The sequence below is a fragment of the Stenotrophomonas maltophilia group sp. SKK55 genome, assembly GCF_057179845.1.
Window position 1 is genome coordinate 338,132 of the sequence record NZ_JBXUHP010000048.1, and the last position, 18,937, is coordinate 357,068.

Below are 18,937 nucleotides of genomic sequence, written 5' to 3' on the forward strand. Positions count from 1 at the left end.
AGCGCGCAGCCGATGTTACCCGTAACCCCCGTGCACCGGGTTGTGGCTGCGCACCGCCATTACCAGGCCGAAACCGGCCAGCAGCGACACCGCCGAAGTACCACCGTAGCTGATCAGCGGCATCGGCACGCCTACCACCGGCAGCAGGCCGGAAATCATCCCGCCATTCACCAGCACGTAGACGAAGAACGCCAGGCCGGTGGCACCAGCCAGCAGGCGCGAATAGGAATCGCGCGACTGGCTGGCGATCCACAGGCAACGCCCGATCACCACAAGGTACAGCGCCAGCACGGTGGCCACGCCGATCCAGCCGAACTCCTCGCTCAGCACCGAGAACGCGAAGTCGGTGGTCTGCTCGGGAATGAAGTTCAGGTGCGACTGCGAGCCTTCGCCCCAGCCCTTGCCATCGAAGCCGCCGGAACCGATCGCGATCTTCGACTGGATGATGTTCCAGCCGGCGCCCAGCGCGTCCATCTCCGGGTCCAGGAACATCATGATGCGGTCCTTCTGGTACGGCCGCAGCAACCAGAACCAGGCCACCGGCGCAACCGCAGCCACGCCGCCCACGCCCAGCCCAACCCACCACCACGGCAGGCCCGCCAGCAGCAGCACGAACACGCCGCTGGCGGCGATCAGCACGCCGGTACCGAAGTCCGGCTGCATCATCACCAGGCCGGTGGGTACGCCGATGATGATCAAGGCCACGAGCACGGTATTGAAGCGCGGCGGCAGCGGCATCTTGTGCAGGTACCACGCCACCATCATCGGCAGGCTCACCTTCAGCAGTTCGGCCGGCTGCAGGTAGAAGAACTTCAGGTCCAGCCACTGCCGGCCATATTTACCGGTGCCCAGCGCGAACACCGCCAGCAGCGGGATCATCGAGATCGCGTAGATCATCGGCGTGGCCGAGCGGATGCGCAGGATCGGCACCCGCGAGATGCCCCACAGTGCGGCCATGCCCACCGCGAAACGCGCGCCCTGCGCCATCACCAGGCTGTCGCCACCAGCGCTCTTCAGGGTCGCCAGGCCAATCACCATCAGCGCGCCCAGGGCCAGGCACAGCACCCAGTCCAGCGTGCTGAAAAAGCGGCGCAGCATGTCGCCGGCCCAGCGCAGGAACACTCTCATCGTGCAGGCTCCGCAGGGGTCGGGCGGGGCGTGGCGGGCAGCGCGGCGGTCGGCGCACCCGGCTGCGGCGCAGGCGCCGGCTCCGGTGCGGGTGCACCGATCAGCACCGGATGCTCTCCCACCTGTGCAGCGGCGAGGTCACCGGCCTGACGTGCGCCCGCGTCTTCGTTGTCGAACGCGGTGGCGCCGATGGCGGTGGTGCCGCGCTCGCTGTCCAGCGGCTGCATGCCTTCGGGCATCTTGCCCAACAGGTAAGCGTCGAACACCTTGCGCGCGATCGGCGCCGCGGCCGAACCACCATAGCCACCACCTTCCACTGCCACCGCAATTGCGATGACCGGGTTTTCGACCGGCGCGAAGCCAACGAACAGCGCGCGGTGGCGCAGGTGCATCGGCAGGCTCTTCGGGTTCACGGCGGCGGTACCCTTGCGGCTGATGACCTGTGCGGTACCGGTCTTGCCGGCCATCACGTACGGCGCACCGACCGCGACGCGCCAGCCGCTGCCGCCGGGCCGCATGGTTGCCATCATGCCCTCGCGCACGGCCTGCACGTTGTTGGGATTGGGGCTGACCGGCTTGCTTTCGCCGGCCGGCATTGCCGTCCAGTCGCTGTCGAAGCCGTCGCGCTGCTGGATCACCAGGTGCGGGGTGCGCAGCTGACCGTCGGCCAGGCCGCTGACGCCGCGCGCCAGCTGCAGCGGGGTGACCTTCCAGTCACCCTGGCCGATGCTGATGTTGACCGTATCGCCGGGATACCAGGCTTCCTTGCGGGTCTTCCGTTTGTAGGCCGGCGAAGGCAGGATGCCGCCGATCTCGCCGGTGAGGTCGATGCCGGTCGGCTGGCCGAAGCCGTAGTACTCCATGTAATGGTCGAAGCGCTCGATGCCCAGGTCCAGCGCCAGCTTGTAGTAATAGGTGTTGACCGATTCGGCGATGGACTTGCGCAGATCCGTCCAGCCGTGGCCGCCACGGTGGGCGTCACCCCAGCCGCGCGAGGTGCCCGGCAGGTAGAACATGCCGGTGGACAGCACCTTGTCTTCCGGGCGGCGCACGCCGGAGTCCAGTCCCGCCAGGCCGATCAGCGGCTTCAGCGTGGAACCGGGAGCGACGCCACCGAGCACCAGGCGGTTGAACTGTGGCCGCGACGGGTTTTCGTTCAAGGCCTTGAAGTCGGCATGGGAAATGCCGTTGACGAACAGGTTGGGGTCGTAGGACGGCAGGCTGACCATCGCCAGCACTTCGCCAGTGCGCGGATCCATCGCCACCGCCGAACCCTCCTGGTCGCCGAACGCGGCCACCATCGCGCGCTGCAGGTCGGCGTCGATCGACAGCCGCAGGTCGGCGCCGGACTGCGCGGCGACGCGGCCGATGGTGCGGATCGCGCGGCCCTGCACGTTGGTCTCGACCTGCTCGTAGCCGACCTTGCCGCGCAGCTGCTGCTCGTAATAGCGCTCCAGGCCGGACTTGCCGATGTGGGTCAGCGCGGCATTGCCTTCGCCGAGGATCTCCAGATCCTTGTCATCGACGCGACCGACGTAGCCGATGATGTGCGCGAACAGATCGCCATAGGGATAGCGCCGGGTCAGGTAGGGTTCGAGCTCGACGCCTGGGAAACGCCAGCGGTCGACGGCGAAGCGCGCCATCTCCTCGTCGCTCATGCGCAGCTTCAGCGTGACCGGCAGGAACTTGCGGCGCGCCTTGCGCGACCTGTTGAATGCTTCCAGCTCTTCCGGGCTGATGTTGATGATCTTCGCCAGCCCTTCCAGGGTGGCATCCATGTCCTTGACCTTGTCCGGGGTCACGTCCAGGCGGAAGGCCGGCACGTTTTCGGCCAGCAGGCGACCGTTGCGGTCGTAGATCATGCCGCGCCCCGGCACCACCGGCCGCGGCTTGATGCGGTTGGCCTCCGAGCGCGTGGCGTAGACGTCGTGGTCCAGCACCTGCAGCTTGAAGTACCAGCCGCCCAGGCCCAGCAGGCAGACCAGCACGCCCAGGAAACCCAGCGCCGCACGACGGCGGAACTGTTCGGCTTCGGCGTGCGGGTTCTTGACCTGGCGGCGCGGGATCATGGCTCAGCGCCCGCGCTTGCCGAAGCGCACCGCGTCCAGCAGCACGAACACCAGCGGCCACAGGCCCATGCCCAGCAGCGGCGCCCACCAGTACGACCAGGGCAGCGTTGGCTCATCCACCACGATGTGGACCAGCGCGCTGACGATGCGATCGTTGAACAGCAGGCCGCCGATGGCCAGCATCTGCTGGGACATCGGGAAGAAGCGGATGCGGGCACGGAAGCGCTGCAGGATGAAGGCCAGCATCACCAGCCGCAGTGCCTGTTCGCCCAGCACGCCGCCGTACAGCAGGTCGGCCACCACGCCGCTGGCGAAGGCGATGCCCAGGCCGACGCGTTCGGGAGCTTCGATCACCCAGTACGCCAGCACCAGCGCCAGCCAGTATGGGCGCAGCGGCTGCAGCAGCGCCGGCAGCGGCAGCAGGCCCAGCAGCAGCGCCACCACCAGGCTGGCCGGCAGCACCCACGGGTTGTCGCGCAGGCGGCTCATCGCTGGCCCTCCGGCGCGGTCGGTTGCCGGCCAGCGGCCGGCACTACCGTAGCGCCGGCTGGGGTGGAGCCCCCTTGTTGTTCAAGGGGGCGCGCCAACGGCGCGGGGTTAAGGGAGGATGCGGGGGCAACAGTCCTCGTTTGCGACGAGGGCTGTTGCCGGCCAGCGGCCGGCACTACCGGGGACCCGGCGGGTGGAGAGCCCCCCTCTTGTTGAGGGGGGCGCGCCAACGGCGCGGGGGTAAGGGAGGATGCGCGGGCCGGTTGCGCCGAAGGTGCAGTCGGCTGCGGTTCGCTGGCCGCAGGCAAGCGAATCGCCGCGCCCGGGCGCAGCAGCAGCACGTCGCGGCCGCGGTCGAGCTGTGCGGCCGGCTTCAGTTCGCCGACCAGGAACGCATGGGTGTCGTCCGGGCGCAGGCCGGTGATGGTGCCGACCGGGAAGCCGGCCGGGAAACGCCCGCCAAGACCGGAGGTGACGATCTCATCGCCCACTTCCACCCCGGCGCTGAGCGGAATATCGCGCAGCTCCAGCGTGTCGCCGCGGCCGTAGACGATCAGGCGCACGCCGTTGCGGGCCACGGTGACCGGCACCGCGTGGTCGGGATCGGTCAGCAGCAGCACGGTGGAGGTGCCGCCGGTCACGCTGATCACCTGCCCCATCAGGCCGCCGGCGTCGATCACCGCCTGGCCGACGTGCACGCCCTCGCGGCTGCCTGCGTCGAGCACCAGGCGCTGCTTCACCGGGTCCAGGTCGATGTCCAGGATCGGCGCCAGCTGCACGTCCAGGCCACTGCGCTCGGCCACGTTCAGCAGTTCGCGCAGCTGGGCGTTGTCCAGCGCGGCGGTCTGCAGGCGAGTCAGGCGCGCGTTGGCCAGCAGCAGCTGGTTGCGCAGCTCACGGTTTTCGGCGACCAGCTGGGTATGGCTGGCGGCGGAATCCTTGACCTGGTTGCCGAGCTTGCCGGGCAGGCCAGCCAGTGCCCACACCGGCTGTACCAGGCTGTTGGCCTGCTCGCGCAGGCGTGCCAGCCAGCCGGCCTGGTCATCGAGCACGATCAGGGTGATGGCCAACGCGAGATAGGCCAGCAACCGCAGGGGACTGGCGGCATCACCGGATCGGGAGGCGACGGGAGGACCGGCGTAGGGCGGCACGGCAACGATTCAACTGGCAGAAGGCGGAAGGGAAACACGCGGGCGCCCCGCCGGTGCCGGCCCGCCATCACGGCGGGCCGCACCCCGGAAGGGCGCGGCGGGCAGGAACGGCCGGGACGGCTTATTCCGGCGCAAAGAACTCGTTGCCGTGCATGTCCACCAGCTCCAGCGCACGGCCGCCACCGCGGGCCACGCAGGTCAGCGGATCGTCGGCCACCTGCACGTGCAGGCCGGTCTCCTCGGAGATCAGGCGGTCCAGGTCGCGCAGCAGGGCGCCACCACCGGTCAGCACGATGCCGCGCTCGGCGACGTCGGCGCACAGTTCCGGCGGGGTCTGCTCCAGCGCCAGCTTGACCGCGCTGACGATGCCCGACAGCGGTTCGTGCAGGGCCTCGAGCACTTCGTTGGAGCTGATCTTGATCATCTTCGGCACGCCCTCGGCGAGGTTGCGGCCGGAGATTTCCATCTCGATCACTTCCGCCTGCGGGTAGGCGCAGCCCAGCTCGACCTTGATGCGCTCGGCGGTGGCTTCACCGATCAGCATGCCGTGGTTGCGGCGCACGTAGTTGGTGATGGACTCGTCGAAGCGGTCGCCGCCGATGCGGACCGAGGCCGAATAGACGATGCCGTTGAGCGAGATGACCGCCACTTCGGTGGTGCCACCGCCGATGTCGATGACCATCGAGCCACGGGCTTCGGTGACCGGCATGCCGGCGCCGATCGCGGCGGCCATCGGTTCTTCGATCAGGAACACGTCACGGGCACCGGCTTCCTCGGCCGATTCCTTGATCGCGCGGCGCTCGACCTGGGTCGAGCCGGCCGGCACGCAGACGAGCACGCGCGGGCTCGGGCGCAGCACGCGCGACTTGTGCACCTTCTTGATGAAGTGCTTGAGCATCGCCTCGGTATAGGTGAAGTCGGCGATGACGCCGTCCTTCATCGGGCGGATGGTGGTGATGTGGCCCGGGGTACGGCCCAGCATCTGCTTGGCTTCGGCGCCGACGGCTGCCACCGAGCGGGTGCCACCGATGGCACGGTCCTGGCGCACGGCCACGACCGACGGCTCGTTCAGCACGATCCCCTGCCCGCGCACGTAGATGAGGGTGTTGGCCGTGCCCAGGTCGATGGACAGGTCGTTGGAGAACATGCCACGGAGTTTCTTGAACATCTGAGGAAGGAGTCCTGAGGGGTGTCGTGCCCGCCGCGGGATGGCGAAAAAATGGGCAGAAATCGAGGCCGACAAGCCTAGCAACCCGCCTGCCGCCGAGCAAGGAAAAAACTAGCTGAACCCGCGTCTTCACAGGCTTTCGGCCTGATCGGGTCTCACCCGGTTCTGGCCCTGAGCGGCACCAGCGGGTAACCTTTGCGCCGTCGGGCGCCCAAGGGCGCCGTTTGCTTGCCCGCTGAACCGGGCCGGCCCACCCCAAAATTCACCGCATAGGCTTACATCGATGTCCGCTCTGATCTGTGGTTCTCTTGCCTTCGACACCATCATGGTGTTTCCGGACCAGTTCAAGAATCACATCCTGCCGGACAAGGTGCACATCCTGAACGTGTCCTTCCTGGTGCCGCGCATGCGCCGCGAGTTCGGCGGCTGCGCAGGCAACATCGCCTACAACCTGCACCTGCTGGGCGGCCAGCCGATCCCGATGGGCACCGTGGGTTCGGACTTCGGCCCGTACCGCGAATACTTCGAAGGCCTGGGCATCGACCTGTCGCGCGTGCGCGTGATCGATGAGCTGTTCACCCCGCAGGCGTTCATCACCACCGACCACGACAACAACCAGATCACCGCCTTCCACCCGGGCGCGATGATGCGTTCCTACGAGAACCACGTGCGTGGGGTGCCGGGCGTGACCCTGGGCCTGGTCGGCCCGGACGGCCGCGAAGGCATGATCCAGAACGCGCAGGAATTCCACGAAGACGGCATCCCGTTCATCTTCGACCCGGGCCAGGCCATGCCGCTGTTCAACGGCCCGGAACTGCGCGCCTTCATCGAGCAGGCCGACTACGTGGTGGTCAACGACTACGAGTCGAACCTGCTGCAGGAGCGCACCGGCTGGGACGAAAAGGAGATCGTCAGCCGGGTCAAGGCCTACATCACCACCCGCGGCCCGAAGGGCGCGGTCATCCACACCCCGGAAAAGAGCTATGACATCCCGCCGGCGCACGAGCGCCGCGTGGTCGACCCGACCGGCTGTGGCGACGCCTTCCGCGCCGGCCTGATCTACGGCATCCAGAAAGGCTACGACTGGCTGACCATCGGCCGCATGGGCAACCTGATGGGCGCGCTGAAGGTCGAGCATCCGGGCACGCAGAACCAGCGCTTCACCTTCGATGAGTTCAACGAGCAGTTCAAGCAGCAGTTCGGTTACGCGCTAAGCGCGTAAACCGAACTGCCCGCACATCTGATCGGTGGGTGTCGACCTTGGTCGACACTGCCGGCCAGCGGCCGGCACTACCGGAACCTCCGACTGACACGTGGCCTGCTCTCTGTAGAGCCGAGCCATGCTCGGCTTGCGCGCGCCAGCGCGATCTGACCGGAGAGCAGCCGAGCGTGGGCTCGGCTCTACATCATCAGGCGCCCTGCCAGGCAGCCAACAAGGCGCGGCAATCGGCGAAATGCCAGTCGGCACGGCCCGGCCACGGATTTTCCGGCAGGTTGACCAGCACGGTGTGCGTGCCTGCGGCACGGCCGCACTCCAGGTCATAGGCGTGGTCGCCGACCATCACCGCCTGCGCAGGCCCGATGCCCCATCGCCGGAGATGCTGCTGCAGCCCCTCCGGCGAGGGCTTGGGCACCGCTTCATCGCGACCAATGATGTCGGCATCGTCGAACAACGCCCCGACCCCGATCGCCTCCAGCGTCAGCTTCGCCAGCGCATGATCATTGCGGGTCAGGATGCCCAGCCGGCACCCGGCCGCCGCCAGCGCGCGCAGCAGCTTCACCGCACCCGGTGCCGGCAGTGCGTCCTCGGCCAGCGCGCGCTCATGATCCAGCAACCACTCACGCTTGGCCTGCGCCGGCGCATCCGGCAACGCCGCGATATGGTCGAGGATGTCTTCCTCGGCCGTAATCTGCAATGCGCGGCGGATCGCGGCGAAATCATGCACGGCCACAGTCAGCGTGCCATCCATGTCGAACACCCAGTGCCGGATCGCGGACAACGCGTGCACTGCGCTGCCCGCCGCCCCCGTCACTGCCACCACTGCGGCATGCGGCTGGCGTCGACGCCACCCGTTTCGAACACCGCCGTGCGGGTGCCGCCGGCCTTGACCGGGAACTCGATGCTGATCGACCTGCCCTTGCGCGCCAGCTTCCACAGCGCCTTCTGGTCGGTGATGAACAGGGCGATGGCCTCATCGGTCTTTGGGCGCCAGGCCGCCATCGACACCGGCTTGCCATCGTCCACGGTCACCTTCACCGTGCACTGCGGGCAGCGGAAATCGCCAGCCTGCAGCACCAGGTAGGCGTGCCGCTTCCACTCCGGGTGATCGCGGAACACCAGCTGCACCGGCTTGGCACCACTGCCGTCCACGTCCACCCGTTCCTTGCTGTAGATCGACGCCGAGACCTGGCTGCCCTTGCTGCCGACCGGAATCTGGTTGTACTGCCACAGCCCCTGCATGCGGCGCAGGTCGCGCGCGGCATCGCCCTTGGCCTTTACTTCATCGAAACCGGCGGCGATGCGCTCGGCGGCGGCGGTGTCCTTGTACTGGTCCAGCAGCGAGGCACCATGCAGGCGCGCGCGTTCCCAGTCCTGCGCGGCCACAGCCATGTCGTACTGCTTGGCGACGTCCTCGGCCTTGCCTTCCTTCTGCGCCTGCACGGCGGCCGCGGCGGCTTCCTGCGCCTTGCGTTCCTCTTCCGGGTTGCTGCAGGCGGCCAGGGCCAGGGTGCAGGCGGTGAGCAGGATCAGTCGTTTCATGGCGGAGGTCCTTTGCGAGTGCATCCCGATTCTATCGGCAGCGAAAAGCGGATACACCAACGGCGGGTTTCCCCGCCGTTGGTGGTGAAGCAGTGACCGGTTGCCGGCCAGCGACCGGCACTACCGCTTACTTGGCTTCAGCCTTGGCCAGCATGTCCTGGACCGAGGCGGTCGTGATCGGGTGGTAGCCCGGCTTGGCCTTTTCGAAGGCCTGCTTGGCCAGCTCCAGACCCTTCGGCGTCTTCACCAGTTCGGCATAGATCGGCAGGATCAGCTTGCGACGGCCGACGCGCTCGATGAATGCCGCCGCGCCTTCATTGGCCTGCTCGTAGCCGCTGCGGATCGCCAGCGGGTACCAGCGCATGGCGATCTCGCCATTCGGGGTGCCGGTGAAGTGGAAGGCCTTGTCCAGCGTGGCCAGCTTGTCCAGCGGCTGGGTCGCGCCCAGGCCATCGATGAAGCGCACCCATTCCTGCGTGCTCCAGTCGGCGATGACCTGGCTGCTCGGCACGGTGCCGGCGCTGGCGAAGGCGATGCGCGCGGTATCGACGCTGCTGAAGTTGCGCGACTGCGCCTTGGCCGCGAACGCCGGAATGCCCGGCTCGTCCAGCCATGCCTTCAGTTCGGCCTCGGTCACTGCCGACGGATTCTTCGGCAGCAGGTTCTTCTTCATGTAGTCGACGAACTGGTCGGTGTTCGCGCTCTGGAAAGCATGGTCATCGAACCAGCCACGCAGGAACGGATCGAAGGTCTCGCGGCCGAAGCGCTGCTCCAGGAATTCCAGGAACCACGCACCCTTGACGTAGGCCACCTGGCTGAGCGCTTCGTCGGGATCACGCTCGTTCAGCGGCGGCAGCGCCAGCGCCTGGTCGGCCGGGCTCATGTCCTTCACTTCGGCCAGCAGGTCGGTCTGGTCGATCTGCTTCTCCATCTCGGCCATTTCCTTGCCGTACAGGGCTTCGGTGATGCGGCCCTGGACGTAGGTGGTGAAGCCTTCATTGAGCCAGATGTCCTTCCAGCTGGCGTTGGTCACCAGGTTGCCCGACCAGCTGTGCGCCAGTTCGTGGGCGACCAGCGAGACCAGCGACTTGTCGCCGACGATCACGGTCGGGGTGGCGAAGGTCAGGCGCGGGTTCTCCATGCCACCGAACGGGAACGACGGCGGCAGCACCAGCATGTCGTAGCGGCCCCAGCGGTATTCGCCGTACAGCTTCTCGGCGGCACCGATCATCTTCTCGGTGTCCTCGAATTCCTTGGCGGCCTTGTTGACCATGGTCGGTTCGGCCCAGACGCCGGAGCGGCCGGAGATCGGCTCGAACACCAGGTCGCCAGCGGCGATGGCCAGCAGGTAGGACGGAATCGGCTGCGGCATCTTGAAGGTGTAGTCACCATCACGCGCGGCCTTCGGATCGTTGTCGGCGCTCATCAGCACCATCACGTCCGGGCGCGAGACCACGTGCGCGCTGTAGGTGAAGCGCACGCTCGGGGTGTCCTGCAGCGGCACCCATGAACGGGCATGGATGGCCTGCGACTGGCTGAACATGAAGGGCAGCTTCTTGCCCTCGGTCATCGACGGTGCCAGCCACTGCAGGCCCGATGCGGTCGGCGCGGTGTGGTAGCTCACTTCCACCTTGGCCGGCTGTTCCGGGGCCTCGATGGTCAGCTTGCTGCCGAACACCTTGTCGGCCGGGGCCAGTTCGAACTTCAGCGGGCTGCGCGCGCCATCGGCGGCGACGGCCTCGACCTTGGACACGGTCAGCTCGCGGGTGTCGAGCACCAGCTGCCTGGCGTCCTTCTGCTTCCATTCCAGGGTGTAGGTGGCGGTGCCGCCGATCTGCTTCTGGTCGAAGTCCAGCTTCAGATCCAGCGCGATGTCCTTGATGACGACCTTGTCCGGCTCGGCGTACGAGCTCTCGTCGTGGCTGCGGTTCTCGGCGTTCACGGGGGCGGCAGGGGCCTTTGCGGCAGTCGGGGCGGCGGCGGGCGCGGCCGCCTCCTGGGAGCAGCCGGCGGCCAGGGCCACGGCCAGCGGAAGGAGCATCAGCGGATTACGCATGAATCGGGACCGTTACGGGGATCAAACCCCAATGGTACCTCCCTCCGGCCCGGCAGGCGTTGCGCGGTGCGGGGTAATGGCCGGCACAGCGCCGGTAGTGCCGGCCGCTGGCCGGCAACCCCGTCGCCCGGTGGTTGCCCGCGCAGGTGCCGGCCAGCGGCCGGCACTACCGGAACACCGGGCTTACAGCTTGTAGCCGGAGTGGATCGAGACGATGCCGCCGGTCAGGTTCTTGTAGTGGCAGCGCTCGAAGCCGGCCTGCCCCATCATCGCCTTCAGTTCGTCCTGCGGCGGATGCTTGCGGATGCTCTCGGCCAGGTACTGGTAGCTGTCCGAATCGTTGGCGAACAACTTGCCCAGCCTGGGCAGGATCTTGAACGAGTGGAAGTCGTAGATCGGCTTGAACCAGTCGGCAGTGACTTCGGAGAACTCCAGCACGCGGGCCTGGCCGCCCACCTTCAGCACGCGGTACATCTCGCGCAGGCCGGCGTCCTTGTCGGTCACGTTGCGCAGGCCGAAGGCAATGGTGACCAGGTCGAAGCTGTTGTCCGGGAACGGCAGGGCTTCGGCGTTGCACTGCACGTAGTCCAGGCCAAGCACCAGGCCGCGGTTGGTCAGGCGGTCCCGGCCGACCGACAGCATGCCGGCGTTGATGTCGCCCAGCACCACCGAGCCCTCGGCGCCGACGCGCTCCTTCAGCAGGGCGGCGATGTCGCCGGTGCCGCCGGCCAGGTCGAGCACGCGGTCGCCCGGCTTCACCTGCGCGGTCGCCACGTAGTAGCGCTTCCACGCCCGGTGCACGCCCAGGCTCATCAGGTCGTTCATCAGGTCGTAGTTGCGCGCGACCGAGGTGAACACCTGGCCGACCAGCTTCTGCTTGTCCTTGGCGGCGACGTCGCGGAACCCGAAATGGGTGGTACCGGCTTTGTAGGGGGATTCGCTCATGGCCCCGATTATCGCACCGCCGGGGGCCAGCGGCACCCCCTGCCCGTATCATGGCGGGCCACGACTGACCGGAGCCCCCGCATGATCACCACGCCCGACTACCAGGCCCTGCTGCAGACCGCCATCGCCGAAGCCCGCCAGGGCCTGGCCGAGGGCGGCGTCCCGATCGGCGCGGCGCTGTACCACAACGACGGCCGCCTGCTTGGCTGCGGCCACAACCGCCGCGTGCAGGAAGGCGACCCGTCGGTGCACGGCGAGACCGATGCGTTCCGCAAGGCCGGCCGCCAGCGCCGTTACCAGGACACGATCATGGTCACCACCCTGGCACCGTGCTGGTACTGCTCGGGCCTGGTGCGCCAGTTCAACATCGGCACCGTGGTGGTGGGCGAATCGCGCACGTTCCAGGGCGGCATCGACTGGCTGCGCGAGAACGGCGTCAACGTGATCGACCTCGACAACCAGGAATGCGTTGACCTGCTCGGCGATTTCATCAGCCGCCATCCGGACATCTGGAACGAAGACATCGGTGAATGAGCCACACACCGTCATCCGTTGAACCCGTTTAATGAACGCTTCAGTGCCGCCACCTCTTAGTGCGGACAGCGTTTGCGGCCATTGCCGTGACCGCGCGCACAGTCAGCTGGACTGCGTGCACACACTGCGGTAACACCCCACCCGGCTGACACGCCTAGGGTGGGGTTACCGGGGCTCGTTTCCCCGGCGGAGCCAGCCATGTGCGCGCACGCCGTACGACCTACGCCCGACCCGATCCTCGAATCCATCCGCGAACGCCTGCAGCAGCACTTCGCGCTGCACCGGCGCAGTGCGTCGTTCTGGAGTGCCTACCAGGGCCTGCAGCTGGAACTGGTGCGCGGCCAGCCGCGCGATCACGAGCGACTGTGCAACGCGATGGCCACCATGGCCGAGCAGATGGGGGCGGTCGAGCACGCGCAACTGATCAGCAATCGCCACACCGGCTCCACATCCCGCTGACGCGGCATGCACCGGCAGATACGCCACACTCCGATGAACCCCCACTCCCTTTCCACTCAACCGAACTGGATTGTCATGCACGCTGAAGTCCCCACCATTCCCCCGGTCATCAACGTAGACGCCGAGCTTGACCACTGGCGCCGCCAGCATGCCGAGGGCGCACTGCCGCACAACTCGTTCGGCTCCTACGTGCCGTGGATCAAGTTCGCCTGTGATTCGCTGATCACCCAGCCGCGCGCCAGCGAGGCCGAACGTGACGAAATGTTCCAGACCCAGTACGCCCTGCAGATCATGCCGCGGCTGAGCGAAGCACAGGCCCGCGAGTTCGTCGACCTCTGCTGGCAGCACGTCTATCAGAGCAGCCCGGTGCGCAGCCTGCAGGCGCCACGACTGCAACGCATGCGCGCCTGACGGCCGCTGCACGGCGCCTCCACGCGCCACTGCCGATCATCCTCGTCACCTGAGTGGGACGACGACGATGAAAGCACGAAACCTGTTCAATACGATCGCCAAGAAGGCCGCGGCCGCCACGGGCTCGCCGTGGACCTTCCTGGCTGCAGTGGCGATCGTGGTGATCTGGGGCATCAGTGGCCCGGTGTTCGGCTTCAACGACACCTGGCAGCTGGTGATCAACACCGGCACCACCATCATCACCTTCCTGATGGTGTTCCTGATCCAGCACACGCAGAACGCGGACACCGCCGCGATGCAGATCAAGCTGGACGAGCTGATCCGGGCAACCGCCGAGGCCAACAACGAGCTGCTGGATCTGGAAGAACTGGACGAGGCACGCCTGGAAGAGATCCGCGCCGAGTACGAGCAGATGGCGCGCGAAGCCGGCGATGCGCTCGCGCGGGTGCGCGCCTGCCATGCAGCGCGGCGCGACGATGAAGCGATCTGACGGTAGCGCCGGGCCATGCCCGGCGAGCGCGATACCCGGAAGAATCCCACACGGGCCATCGCCCTCGGCTGATAACGGCGGACATCCCATCAGTGCAGACTGGCGCCATGTCCAGCCGTCAGCTGGAACGCGGCCGCCACTCCCGTATCGGGGGCTACTACGTCCTCACCACGGTCGTACGCCACCGGCGTCCGGTCTTTGAAGATCCACGTTGTGCAACGTGTCTTGTGGGTGCATTGAGGTATGTTGAACGCACGGGCCTCAGTCGGTCCTTTGCTTGGGTCGTCATGCCTGACCATCTGCACTGGCTGATGCAGCTGCGCGACGGATCACTGGCGCGCATGATGGGAACGGTGAAATCCCGCAGCAGCCGGTTGCTGGGGCAGCAGTTCGGCATACAGACGCCTTTGTGGCAGCCGAGCTATTTCGATCACGCGGTACGCAGCGAGGAAGCCTTGAGGCGCCATGCGTTGTACATCCTGGGCAACCCCATCCGAGCAGGGTTGACCCTGCATCTCGATGAATATCCGTTTGCATGGTGCCGTTGGCCCATGCGGTAGCGCCTGGCCATGCCCGGCGAGCACGAAGTGCGGTCCGCCCAGACGTCAGGCATGCAGGAACGAAAAGCCGCCGGGCGTGGCCCGGCGCTACCGGTATCGAATTGCTGCTCAGCCGCGCTCGTGCCAGCCGCCGCCCAGTACCTTGTACAGGGTGATGCGGTTGGCCTGCTGGGCCAACTGCGCCTGCAACTGGGTCTGCTGCGCGTTGTAGGCAGTACGTCGTGCGTCCAGCAGGGTCACGAAGCTGTCCAGGCCGGCGTCGTAACGTGCCTGCGACAGGCGGTTGGCCTGTTCGGCCGCTTCCACCAGGCGCTGCTGTGAACTCACCTGTTCATCCAGGCTGACATTCAACGCCAGCGCATCGGCGGTTTCGCGGAAGCCCACCTGGATCGACTTCTCGTACTGCGCCAGTGCGATATCACGATCAGCGTTGGCGACGGCCAGGTTGGCGCGCAGCTTGCCGCCCTGGAAGATCGGCAGGGTGATCTTCGGCAGGAAACTCCATACGCGAGTGCCGCTGTCGAACAGGCTGGACAATTCGCTGGAGCCACTGCCAATGCTACCGGTCAGCGAGATGCTCGGGAAGAACGCGGCACGTGCCGCGCCGATGTTGGCATTGGCGGCCAGCAGCTGGTGTTCGGCGGCCATGATGTCCGGGCGCTGCAGCAGCACATCGCTGGGCAGGCCGGCCGGCGGAGGCGCCAGTGCCAGCAACTGCGGTTCGATGCCGTCCGGCAGCAGCGCCGGATCCAACTGGCCACCGGCCAGCAGCGCCAGCGCGTTGCGGTCCTGGGCCAGCTGGCCACGCAGGCGCGCTGCATCAGTGCGCGCGGTCTCGACCAGCGTGCGGGTCTGGGTCAGTTCCAGTGCCGAACTGCCACCACGCTCGTGGCGGGCCTCGGCCAAGCGCAACGAATCCTCGTAGGTCTTCAGCGTGGCATCGGCGATCTTCAGACGCTGGGCATCGGCACCGTAGGTCAGCCACGCCGTCGCTGTCTCAGCCACCAGGCTCAGCTGCGCGTTGCGACGATTGGCAGCTACGGCAAAGTACTGCTGCAGTGCCGCTTCGCTGAGGTTGCGCACGCGGCCGAACAGGTCCAGCTCGAACTCGGCCACGCCGACACCGGCGGTGAACTGCTCGGTGACGCCAGCGTCGGTGCCCTGGCGCTGCATCTGGCCGGTGACGGCCACGCCGGGCACGCGGTCGGCGCGCTGCACGCGGTACTGGCCGCGCGCGCGTTCAACGTTGAGCACGGCCACGCGCAGGTCGCGGTTGTTCTGCAGCGACTGCTCGATCACCTGCTGCAGGCGCGCATCGGTGAAGAAATCGCGCCAGCCGACGGCGGCGACATCAGCCACCTGGCCCTGTGCAGCCTCGGCCGGCCACTGCGCCGGGATGGCGGGCGCAACGGCGGTGTTCTTCGGCACCAGAGTGGAACAGCCGACGAGCGCGAGCACGCCGGCCAGGGATACAGCAAGAGAAGAGAATTTCATGGCGACACCTTGGGGGTCACGGTGGTAGCGCCGGGCCATGCCCGGCGGCTACGCGGTGAGGCATCCGCCGGGCATGGCCCGGCGCTACCGGATTTCATCACTCGGCGGTCTTGCGCTTGAACACGCGCTGCACCACCACGAAGAACAGCGGTACGAAGAACACGCCGAGCACGGTGCCGACGATCATGCCGCCGAGCACGCCGGTGCCGATCGCCTGCTTGGCGCCGGAGCCGGCACCGGTGGAGATCGCCAGCGGTACCACGCCCATGCCGAAGGCCAGCGAGGTCATCACGATCGGGCGCAGGCGGTCGCGCACCGCATGCATGATCGCCTCGATCAGGCCCGCGCCCTTCTCCAGGTTTTCCTTGGCGAACTCGACGATCAGGATCGCGTTCTTGCTGGTCAGGCCTACCGTGGTCAGCATCGCCACCTGGAAATAGATGTCGCGCTCCAGGCCCTTGAAGGTATTGGCCAGCACTGCGCCGAGGATACCCAGCGGGGCCGCCAGCAGCACCGCCGTCGGCACGCTCCAGCTTTCGTACATCGCGGCCAGGCACAGGAACACGATCATCAGCGACAGCGTGTACAGCAACGGCGTCTGCGAGCCCGCCTGGCGTTCCTGGTAGGACATCGCCGTCCACTCGATGCCGAAGCCCGCAGGCAGCTGCTTGGCCAGTTGCTCGATCTCGGCCATGGCATCGCCGGAGGCAACACCCGGGGCCGGTTCGCCCTGGATCTCCATCGCCGACACACCGTTGTAGCGCTCCAGGCGCGGCGAACCGTAATCCCAGTGCTTGGTGGCGAACGCGCTGAACGGCACCATCTCGCCCTTGTCGTTCTTCACGGACCAGAGGTCGAAGTCCTCCGGGACCATGCGGAACGGCTGGTCGGCCTGCACGAACACGCGCTTGACGCGGCCACGATCGACGAAGTCGTCGATGTACGAGCTGCCCCACGCAGCGGCCAGCGTGCCGTTGATCTGGTCGATCGACAGCCCCAGCGAGGTCGCCTTGGCCGCGTCGATGTCGATGCGGAACTGCGGCGTGTCCTCCTGGCCGTTCGGGCGCACGTTGGCCAGCTTCTTGCTGCCGGCGGCCAGGCCGAGCAGCTGGTTGCGTGCGGCCACCAGTGCCTCGTGGCCCTGGCCGCTGTTGTCCTTCAGGAAGAAGGTATAGCCCGAGGCGGTACCCAGTTCCGGAATGGCCGGCGGCGGGAAGGCGAAGATGAAGGCATCCTTGATCTGGCCCAGGGCTGCCATCGCACGACCGGTGATCGGCATCACGCCATTGTTGGCGTCACGCTCGCTCCAGTCCTTCAGCTTGACGAACGCCATGCCGGCGTTCTGGCCCATGCCGGCGAAGCTGAAGCCCTGCACGGAGAACACCGAATCCACCGCATCCTTCTCGTTCTGCAGGAAGTGGTTCTCCAATGCCGCGATCGATTCCAGCGTGCGCTCCTGGGTGGCGCCGACCGGGGCCTGCACCAGCGCCATCAGCACGCCCTGGTCTTCGTTGGGCAGGAACGAGCTGGGCAGGCGCACGAACAGCACGCCCATCAGCACGAACAGTGCCGCCACGATGCCCATGAAGCGCCACGGACGATGGATGATGCCGCGCACACCACGCTGGTAACTTTCGCTGGTGCGGTCGAAGCCGCGGTTGAAACCGTTGAAGAAGCGACCGGCCAGGCCGCGGTGGGCAACATGATGCTCGCCCTTCTTCAACGGCTTGAGCATGGTCGCGCACAGTGCCGGCGTCAGCACGATCGCCACCAGTACCGACAACGCCATTGCAGAGACGATCGTGGCCGAGAACTGCCGGTAGATCACGCCGGTGGATCCGCTCATGAAGGCCATCGGCACGAACACCGCCGACAGCACCAGGCCGATACCCACCAGCGCACCGGTGATCTGGCCCATCGACTTGCGGGTCGCTTCAAGCGGCGACAGTCCTTCCTCGGACATGATGCGCTCGACGTTCTCCACCACCACGATGGCGTCGTCCACCAGCAGGCCGATCGCCAGCACCATCGCGAACATGGTCAGCATGTTCACCGAGAAGCCCAGCATCGCCAGCACGCCGAAGGTACCCAGCAGCACCACCGGCACGGCGATGGTCGGGATCAGGGTGGCGCGGAAGTTCTGCAGGAACAGGTACATCACCACGAACACCAGCACGATCGCTTCGAGCAGGGTCTGCACCACGCCCTTGATCGACACGCGCACGAAGGGGGTGGTGTCGTACGGGATCTCGGCCTTCAATCCGGCCGGGAAGAAGCTCTTCATGTCGTCCAGCGCAGCATCCACGCCGGCAGCGGTATCCAGCGCATTGGCGCCGGTCGCCAGGGTGACCGCCAGGCCGCTGGCCGGCTGGCCGTTGTAGCGGGTGACGAAGTCGTAGGACTCGGCACCCAGTTCGACGCGGGCAACGTCGCCCAGGCGCAGCTCGGCACCGTCCTGCGCGCCGCGCACGATGATGTTGCGGAACTGTTCCGGGGTCTGCAGGCGCGACTGCGCGTTGATGGTGGCGTTGAGCTGCTGGCCCTTCACCGACGGCGCACCGCCGAGCTGGCCGATCGCCACCTGGGCGTTCTGCGCCTTGATCGCCGCAGTCACTTCCGCGACGGACAGGCCATAGGTATGCAGCTTGTTCGGGTCCAGCCAGATGCGCATGGCGTACTTGCCACCGAATACCTGGATGTTGCCCACGCCCGGCACGCGGCTGAGGCGGTCGACGACATTGGAACCGACGTAGTCGGCGATGTCGTTGGCGTCCATGCTGCCGTTCTCGGACACGAACGCGATGACGTTCAGGAAGCCCGAGCTGGACTTGGCCACGTTGATGCCCTGCCGCTGCACTTCCTGCGGCAGCAGCGGCATGGCCAGCTGCAGCTTGTTCTGCACCTGCACCTGGGCGATGTCCGGGTTGGTGCCGCTCTCGAAGGTCAGGGTGATGGTGGCCTGGCCGTTGGACGAGCTGTTGGAGGAGAAGTAGATCAGGCCATCAAGGCCCTTCATGTTCTGCTCGATGATCTGCGTCACCGAGTCTTCGACCACCTTGGCCGATGCACCCGGGTAGGTGGCGCTGATTTCCACCGCCGGCGGCGCGACGTTGGGGTACATCGAGACCGGCAGCTTGAACAGGGCCAGGCCGCCGGCGAGCATGATGATGATGGCGATCACCCACGCGAAGATGGGTCGATCGATGAAAAAGCGTGCCATGG

Annotated in this window: 17 protein-coding genes; 6 read left to right on the plus strand and 11 right to left on the minus strand. The window is 66.9% G+C overall.

Annotated elements, in window-relative coordinates; all coding sequences use genetic code 11:
• Positions 1 to 15: 15 nt before the first annotated feature.
• The 5 genes from rodA to AC2A1N_RS16035 all read right to left on the minus strand — a co-directional run bounded on the left by rodA (position 16) and on the right by AC2A1N_RS16035 (position 6,005).
• Positions 16 to 1,128, minus strand: a complete 1,113-nt coding sequence (gene rodA / locus AC2A1N_RS16015; RefSeq protein ID WP_484372851.1) for a rod shape-determining protein RodA — start codon at positions 1,126 to 1,128, stop codon at positions 16 to 18.
• A complete protein-coding gene (gene mrdA / locus AC2A1N_RS16020; RefSeq protein ID WP_188217720.1) occupies positions 1,125 to 3,197 on the minus strand; it encodes a penicillin-binding protein 2 in 2,073 nt (690 codons plus the stop codon). The genes rodA and mrdA overlap by 4 nt, the downstream gene beginning before the upstream one ends.
• Positions 3,198 to 3,200: 3 nt before the next feature.
• Positions 3,201 to 3,686, minus strand: a complete 486-nt coding sequence (gene mreD / locus AC2A1N_RS16025; protein WP_005419400.1) for a rod shape-determining protein MreD — start codon at positions 3,684 to 3,686, stop codon at positions 3,201 to 3,203.
• Positions 3,683 to 4,837 (minus strand): rod shape-determining protein MreC, encoded by a 1,155-nt coding sequence (gene mreC / locus AC2A1N_RS16030; RefSeq protein WP_061479691.1) that lies wholly within the window; start codon positions 4,835 to 4,837, stop codon positions 3,683 to 3,685. Before mreC ends, mreD begins: the two co-directional genes overlap by 4 nt.
• A 121-nt stretch (positions 4,838 to 4,958) precedes the next feature.
• Entirely contained in the window at positions 4,959 to 6,005 is a 1,047-nt protein-coding gene (locus AC2A1N_RS16035; RefSeq protein WP_005419402.1) for a rod shape-determining protein, read from the minus strand.
• A gap of 283 nt (positions 6,006 to 6,288) precedes the next feature.
• Between AC2A1N_RS16035 and AC2A1N_RS16040 the strand changes: the two genes are divergently transcribed.
• Complete coding sequence (locus AC2A1N_RS16040; RefSeq protein WP_061479692.1) at positions 6,289 to 7,227, plus strand: carbohydrate kinase family protein; 939 nt, start codon at positions 6,289 to 6,291, stop codon at positions 7,225 to 7,227.
• A 187-nt stretch (positions 7,228 to 7,414) separates the two neighbouring features.
• On the opposite strand, the gene AC2A1N_RS16045 is transcribed toward AC2A1N_RS16040, so the two are convergent.
• From AC2A1N_RS16045 to ubiE, 4 genes are all read right to left on the minus strand, one after another.
• Complete coding sequence (locus AC2A1N_RS16045) at positions 7,415 to 8,047, minus strand: HAD family hydrolase (RefSeq protein ID WP_061479693.1); 633 nt, start codon at positions 8,045 to 8,047, stop codon at positions 7,415 to 7,417.
• Positions 8,035 to 8,766 (minus strand): hypothetical protein, encoded by a 732-nt coding sequence (locus AC2A1N_RS16050; protein WP_484372855.1) that lies wholly within the window; start codon positions 8,764 to 8,766, stop codon positions 8,035 to 8,037. The genes AC2A1N_RS16045 and AC2A1N_RS16050 overlap by 13 nt, the downstream gene beginning before the upstream one ends.
• Positions 8,767 to 8,893: 127 nt before the next feature.
• A complete protein-coding gene (locus AC2A1N_RS16055) occupies positions 8,894 to 10,822 on the minus strand; it encodes a M1 family metallopeptidase (RefSeq protein ID WP_171952615.1) in 1,929 nt (642 codons plus the stop codon).
• 183 nt (positions 10,823 to 11,005) lie between these two features.
• Positions 11,006 to 11,767, minus strand: a complete 762-nt coding sequence (ubiE, locus tag AC2A1N_RS16060) for a bifunctional demethylmenaquinone methyltransferase/2-methoxy-6-polyprenyl-1,4-benzoquinol methylase UbiE (protein ID WP_005419407.1) — start codon at positions 11,765 to 11,767, stop codon at positions 11,006 to 11,008.
• An 81-nt stretch (positions 11,768 to 11,848) separates the two neighbouring features.
• On the opposite strand from ubiE, the gene AC2A1N_RS16065 reads away from it, so the two are divergent.
• From AC2A1N_RS16065 to AC2A1N_RS16085, 5 genes are all read left to right on the plus strand, one after another.
• Entirely contained in the window at positions 11,849 to 12,301 is a 453-nt protein-coding gene (locus AC2A1N_RS16065) for a nucleoside deaminase (protein ID WP_005419409.1), read from the plus strand.
• Between the two features lie 198 nt (positions 12,302 to 12,499).
• On the plus strand, positions 12,500 to 12,760 hold the full coding sequence (locus AC2A1N_RS16070; protein ID WP_021203905.1) for a hypothetical protein: 261 nt from the start codon (positions 12,500 to 12,502) through the stop codon (positions 12,758 to 12,760).
• Positions 12,761 to 12,835: 75 nt separating this feature from the next.
• Complete coding sequence (locus AC2A1N_RS16075; RefSeq protein WP_021203904.1) at positions 12,836 to 13,171, plus strand: hypothetical protein; 336 nt, start codon at positions 12,836 to 12,838, stop codon at positions 13,169 to 13,171.
• Positions 13,172 to 13,238: 67 nt separating this feature from the next.
• Positions 13,239 to 13,661, plus strand: a complete 423-nt coding sequence (locus tag AC2A1N_RS16080) for a low affinity iron permease family protein (RefSeq protein ID WP_019660693.1) — start codon at positions 13,239 to 13,241, stop codon at positions 13,659 to 13,661.
• A 107-nt stretch (positions 13,662 to 13,768) separates the two neighbouring features.
• Positions 13,769 to 14,221, plus strand: coding sequence for an REP-associated tyrosine transposase (locus AC2A1N_RS16085; RefSeq protein ID WP_082783342.1), 453 nt, complete (start codon positions 13,769 to 13,771; stop codon positions 14,219 to 14,221).
• A gap of 108 nt (positions 14,222 to 14,329) precedes the next feature.
• On the opposite strand, the gene smeF is transcribed toward AC2A1N_RS16085, so the two are convergent.
• Together smeF and smeE are read right to left on the minus strand one after the other, a co-directional pair.
• Entirely contained in the window at positions 14,330 to 15,715 is a 1,386-nt protein-coding gene (gene smeF / locus AC2A1N_RS16090; protein ID WP_061479696.1) for a multidrug efflux RND transporter outer membrane subunit SmeF, read from the minus strand.
• Positions 15,716 to 15,812: 97 nt separating this feature from the next.
• Entirely contained in the window at positions 15,813 to 18,935 is a 3,123-nt protein-coding gene (gene smeE / locus AC2A1N_RS16095; RefSeq protein WP_061479697.1) for a multidrug efflux RND transporter permease subunit SmeE, read from the minus strand.
• Between the last annotated feature and the right edge of the window lie 2 nt (positions 18,936 to 18,937).

Bases quoted from the DNA above. Each gene is read 5' to 3' on its own strand.
- rodA (WP_484372851.1), bottom strand. From the start codon at position 1,128: ATGAGAGTGTTCCTGCGCTGGGCCGGCGACATGCTGCGCCGCTTTTTC.
- mrdA (WP_188217720.1), bottom strand. From the start codon at position 3,197: ATGATCCCGCGCCGCCAGGTCAAGAACCCGCACGCCGAAGCCGAACAG.
- mreD (WP_005419400.1), bottom strand. From the start codon at position 3,686: ATGAGCCGCCTGCGCGACAACCCGTGGGTGCTGCCGGCCAGCCTGGTG.
- AC2A1N_RS16035 (WP_005419402.1), bottom strand. From the start codon at position 6,005: ATGTTCAAGAAACTCCGTGGCATGTTCTCCAACGACCTGTCCATCGAC.
- AC2A1N_RS16040 (WP_061479692.1), top strand. From the start codon at position 6,289: ATGTCCGCTCTGATCTGTGGTTCTCTTGCCTTCGACACCATCATGGTG.
- AC2A1N_RS16050 (WP_484372855.1), bottom strand. From the start codon at position 8,766: ATGAAACGACTGATCCTGCTCACCGCCTGCACCCTGGCCCTGGCCGCC.
- AC2A1N_RS16055 (WP_171952615.1), bottom strand. From the start codon at position 10,822: ATGCGTAATCCGCTGATGCTCCTTCCGCTGGCCGTGGCCCTGGCCGCC.
- ubiE (WP_005419407.1), bottom strand. From the start codon at position 11,767: ATGAGCGAATCCCCCTACAAAGCCGGTACCACCCATTTCGGGTTCCGC.
- AC2A1N_RS16065 (WP_005419409.1), top strand. From the start codon at position 11,849: ATGATCACCACGCCCGACTACCAGGCCCTGCTGCAGACCGCCATCGCC.
- AC2A1N_RS16070 (WP_021203905.1), top strand. From the start codon at position 12,500: ATGTGCGCGCACGCCGTACGACCTACGCCCGACCCGATCCTCGAATCC.
- AC2A1N_RS16075 (WP_021203904.1), top strand. From the start codon at position 12,836: ATGCACGCTGAAGTCCCCACCATTCCCCCGGTCATCAACGTAGACGCC.
- AC2A1N_RS16080 (WP_019660693.1), top strand. From the start codon at position 13,239: ATGAAAGCACGAAACCTGTTCAATACGATCGCCAAGAAGGCCGCGGCC.
- AC2A1N_RS16085 (WP_082783342.1), top strand. From the start codon at position 13,769: ATGTCCAGCCGTCAGCTGGAACGCGGCCGCCACTCCCGTATCGGGGGC.
- smeF (WP_061479696.1), bottom strand. From the start codon at position 15,715: ATGAAATTCTCTTCTCTTGCTGTATCCCTGGCCGGCGTGCTCGCGCTC.
- smeE (WP_061479697.1), bottom strand. From the start codon at position 18,935: ATGGCACGCTTTTTCATCGATCGACCCATCTTCGCGTGGGTGATCGCC.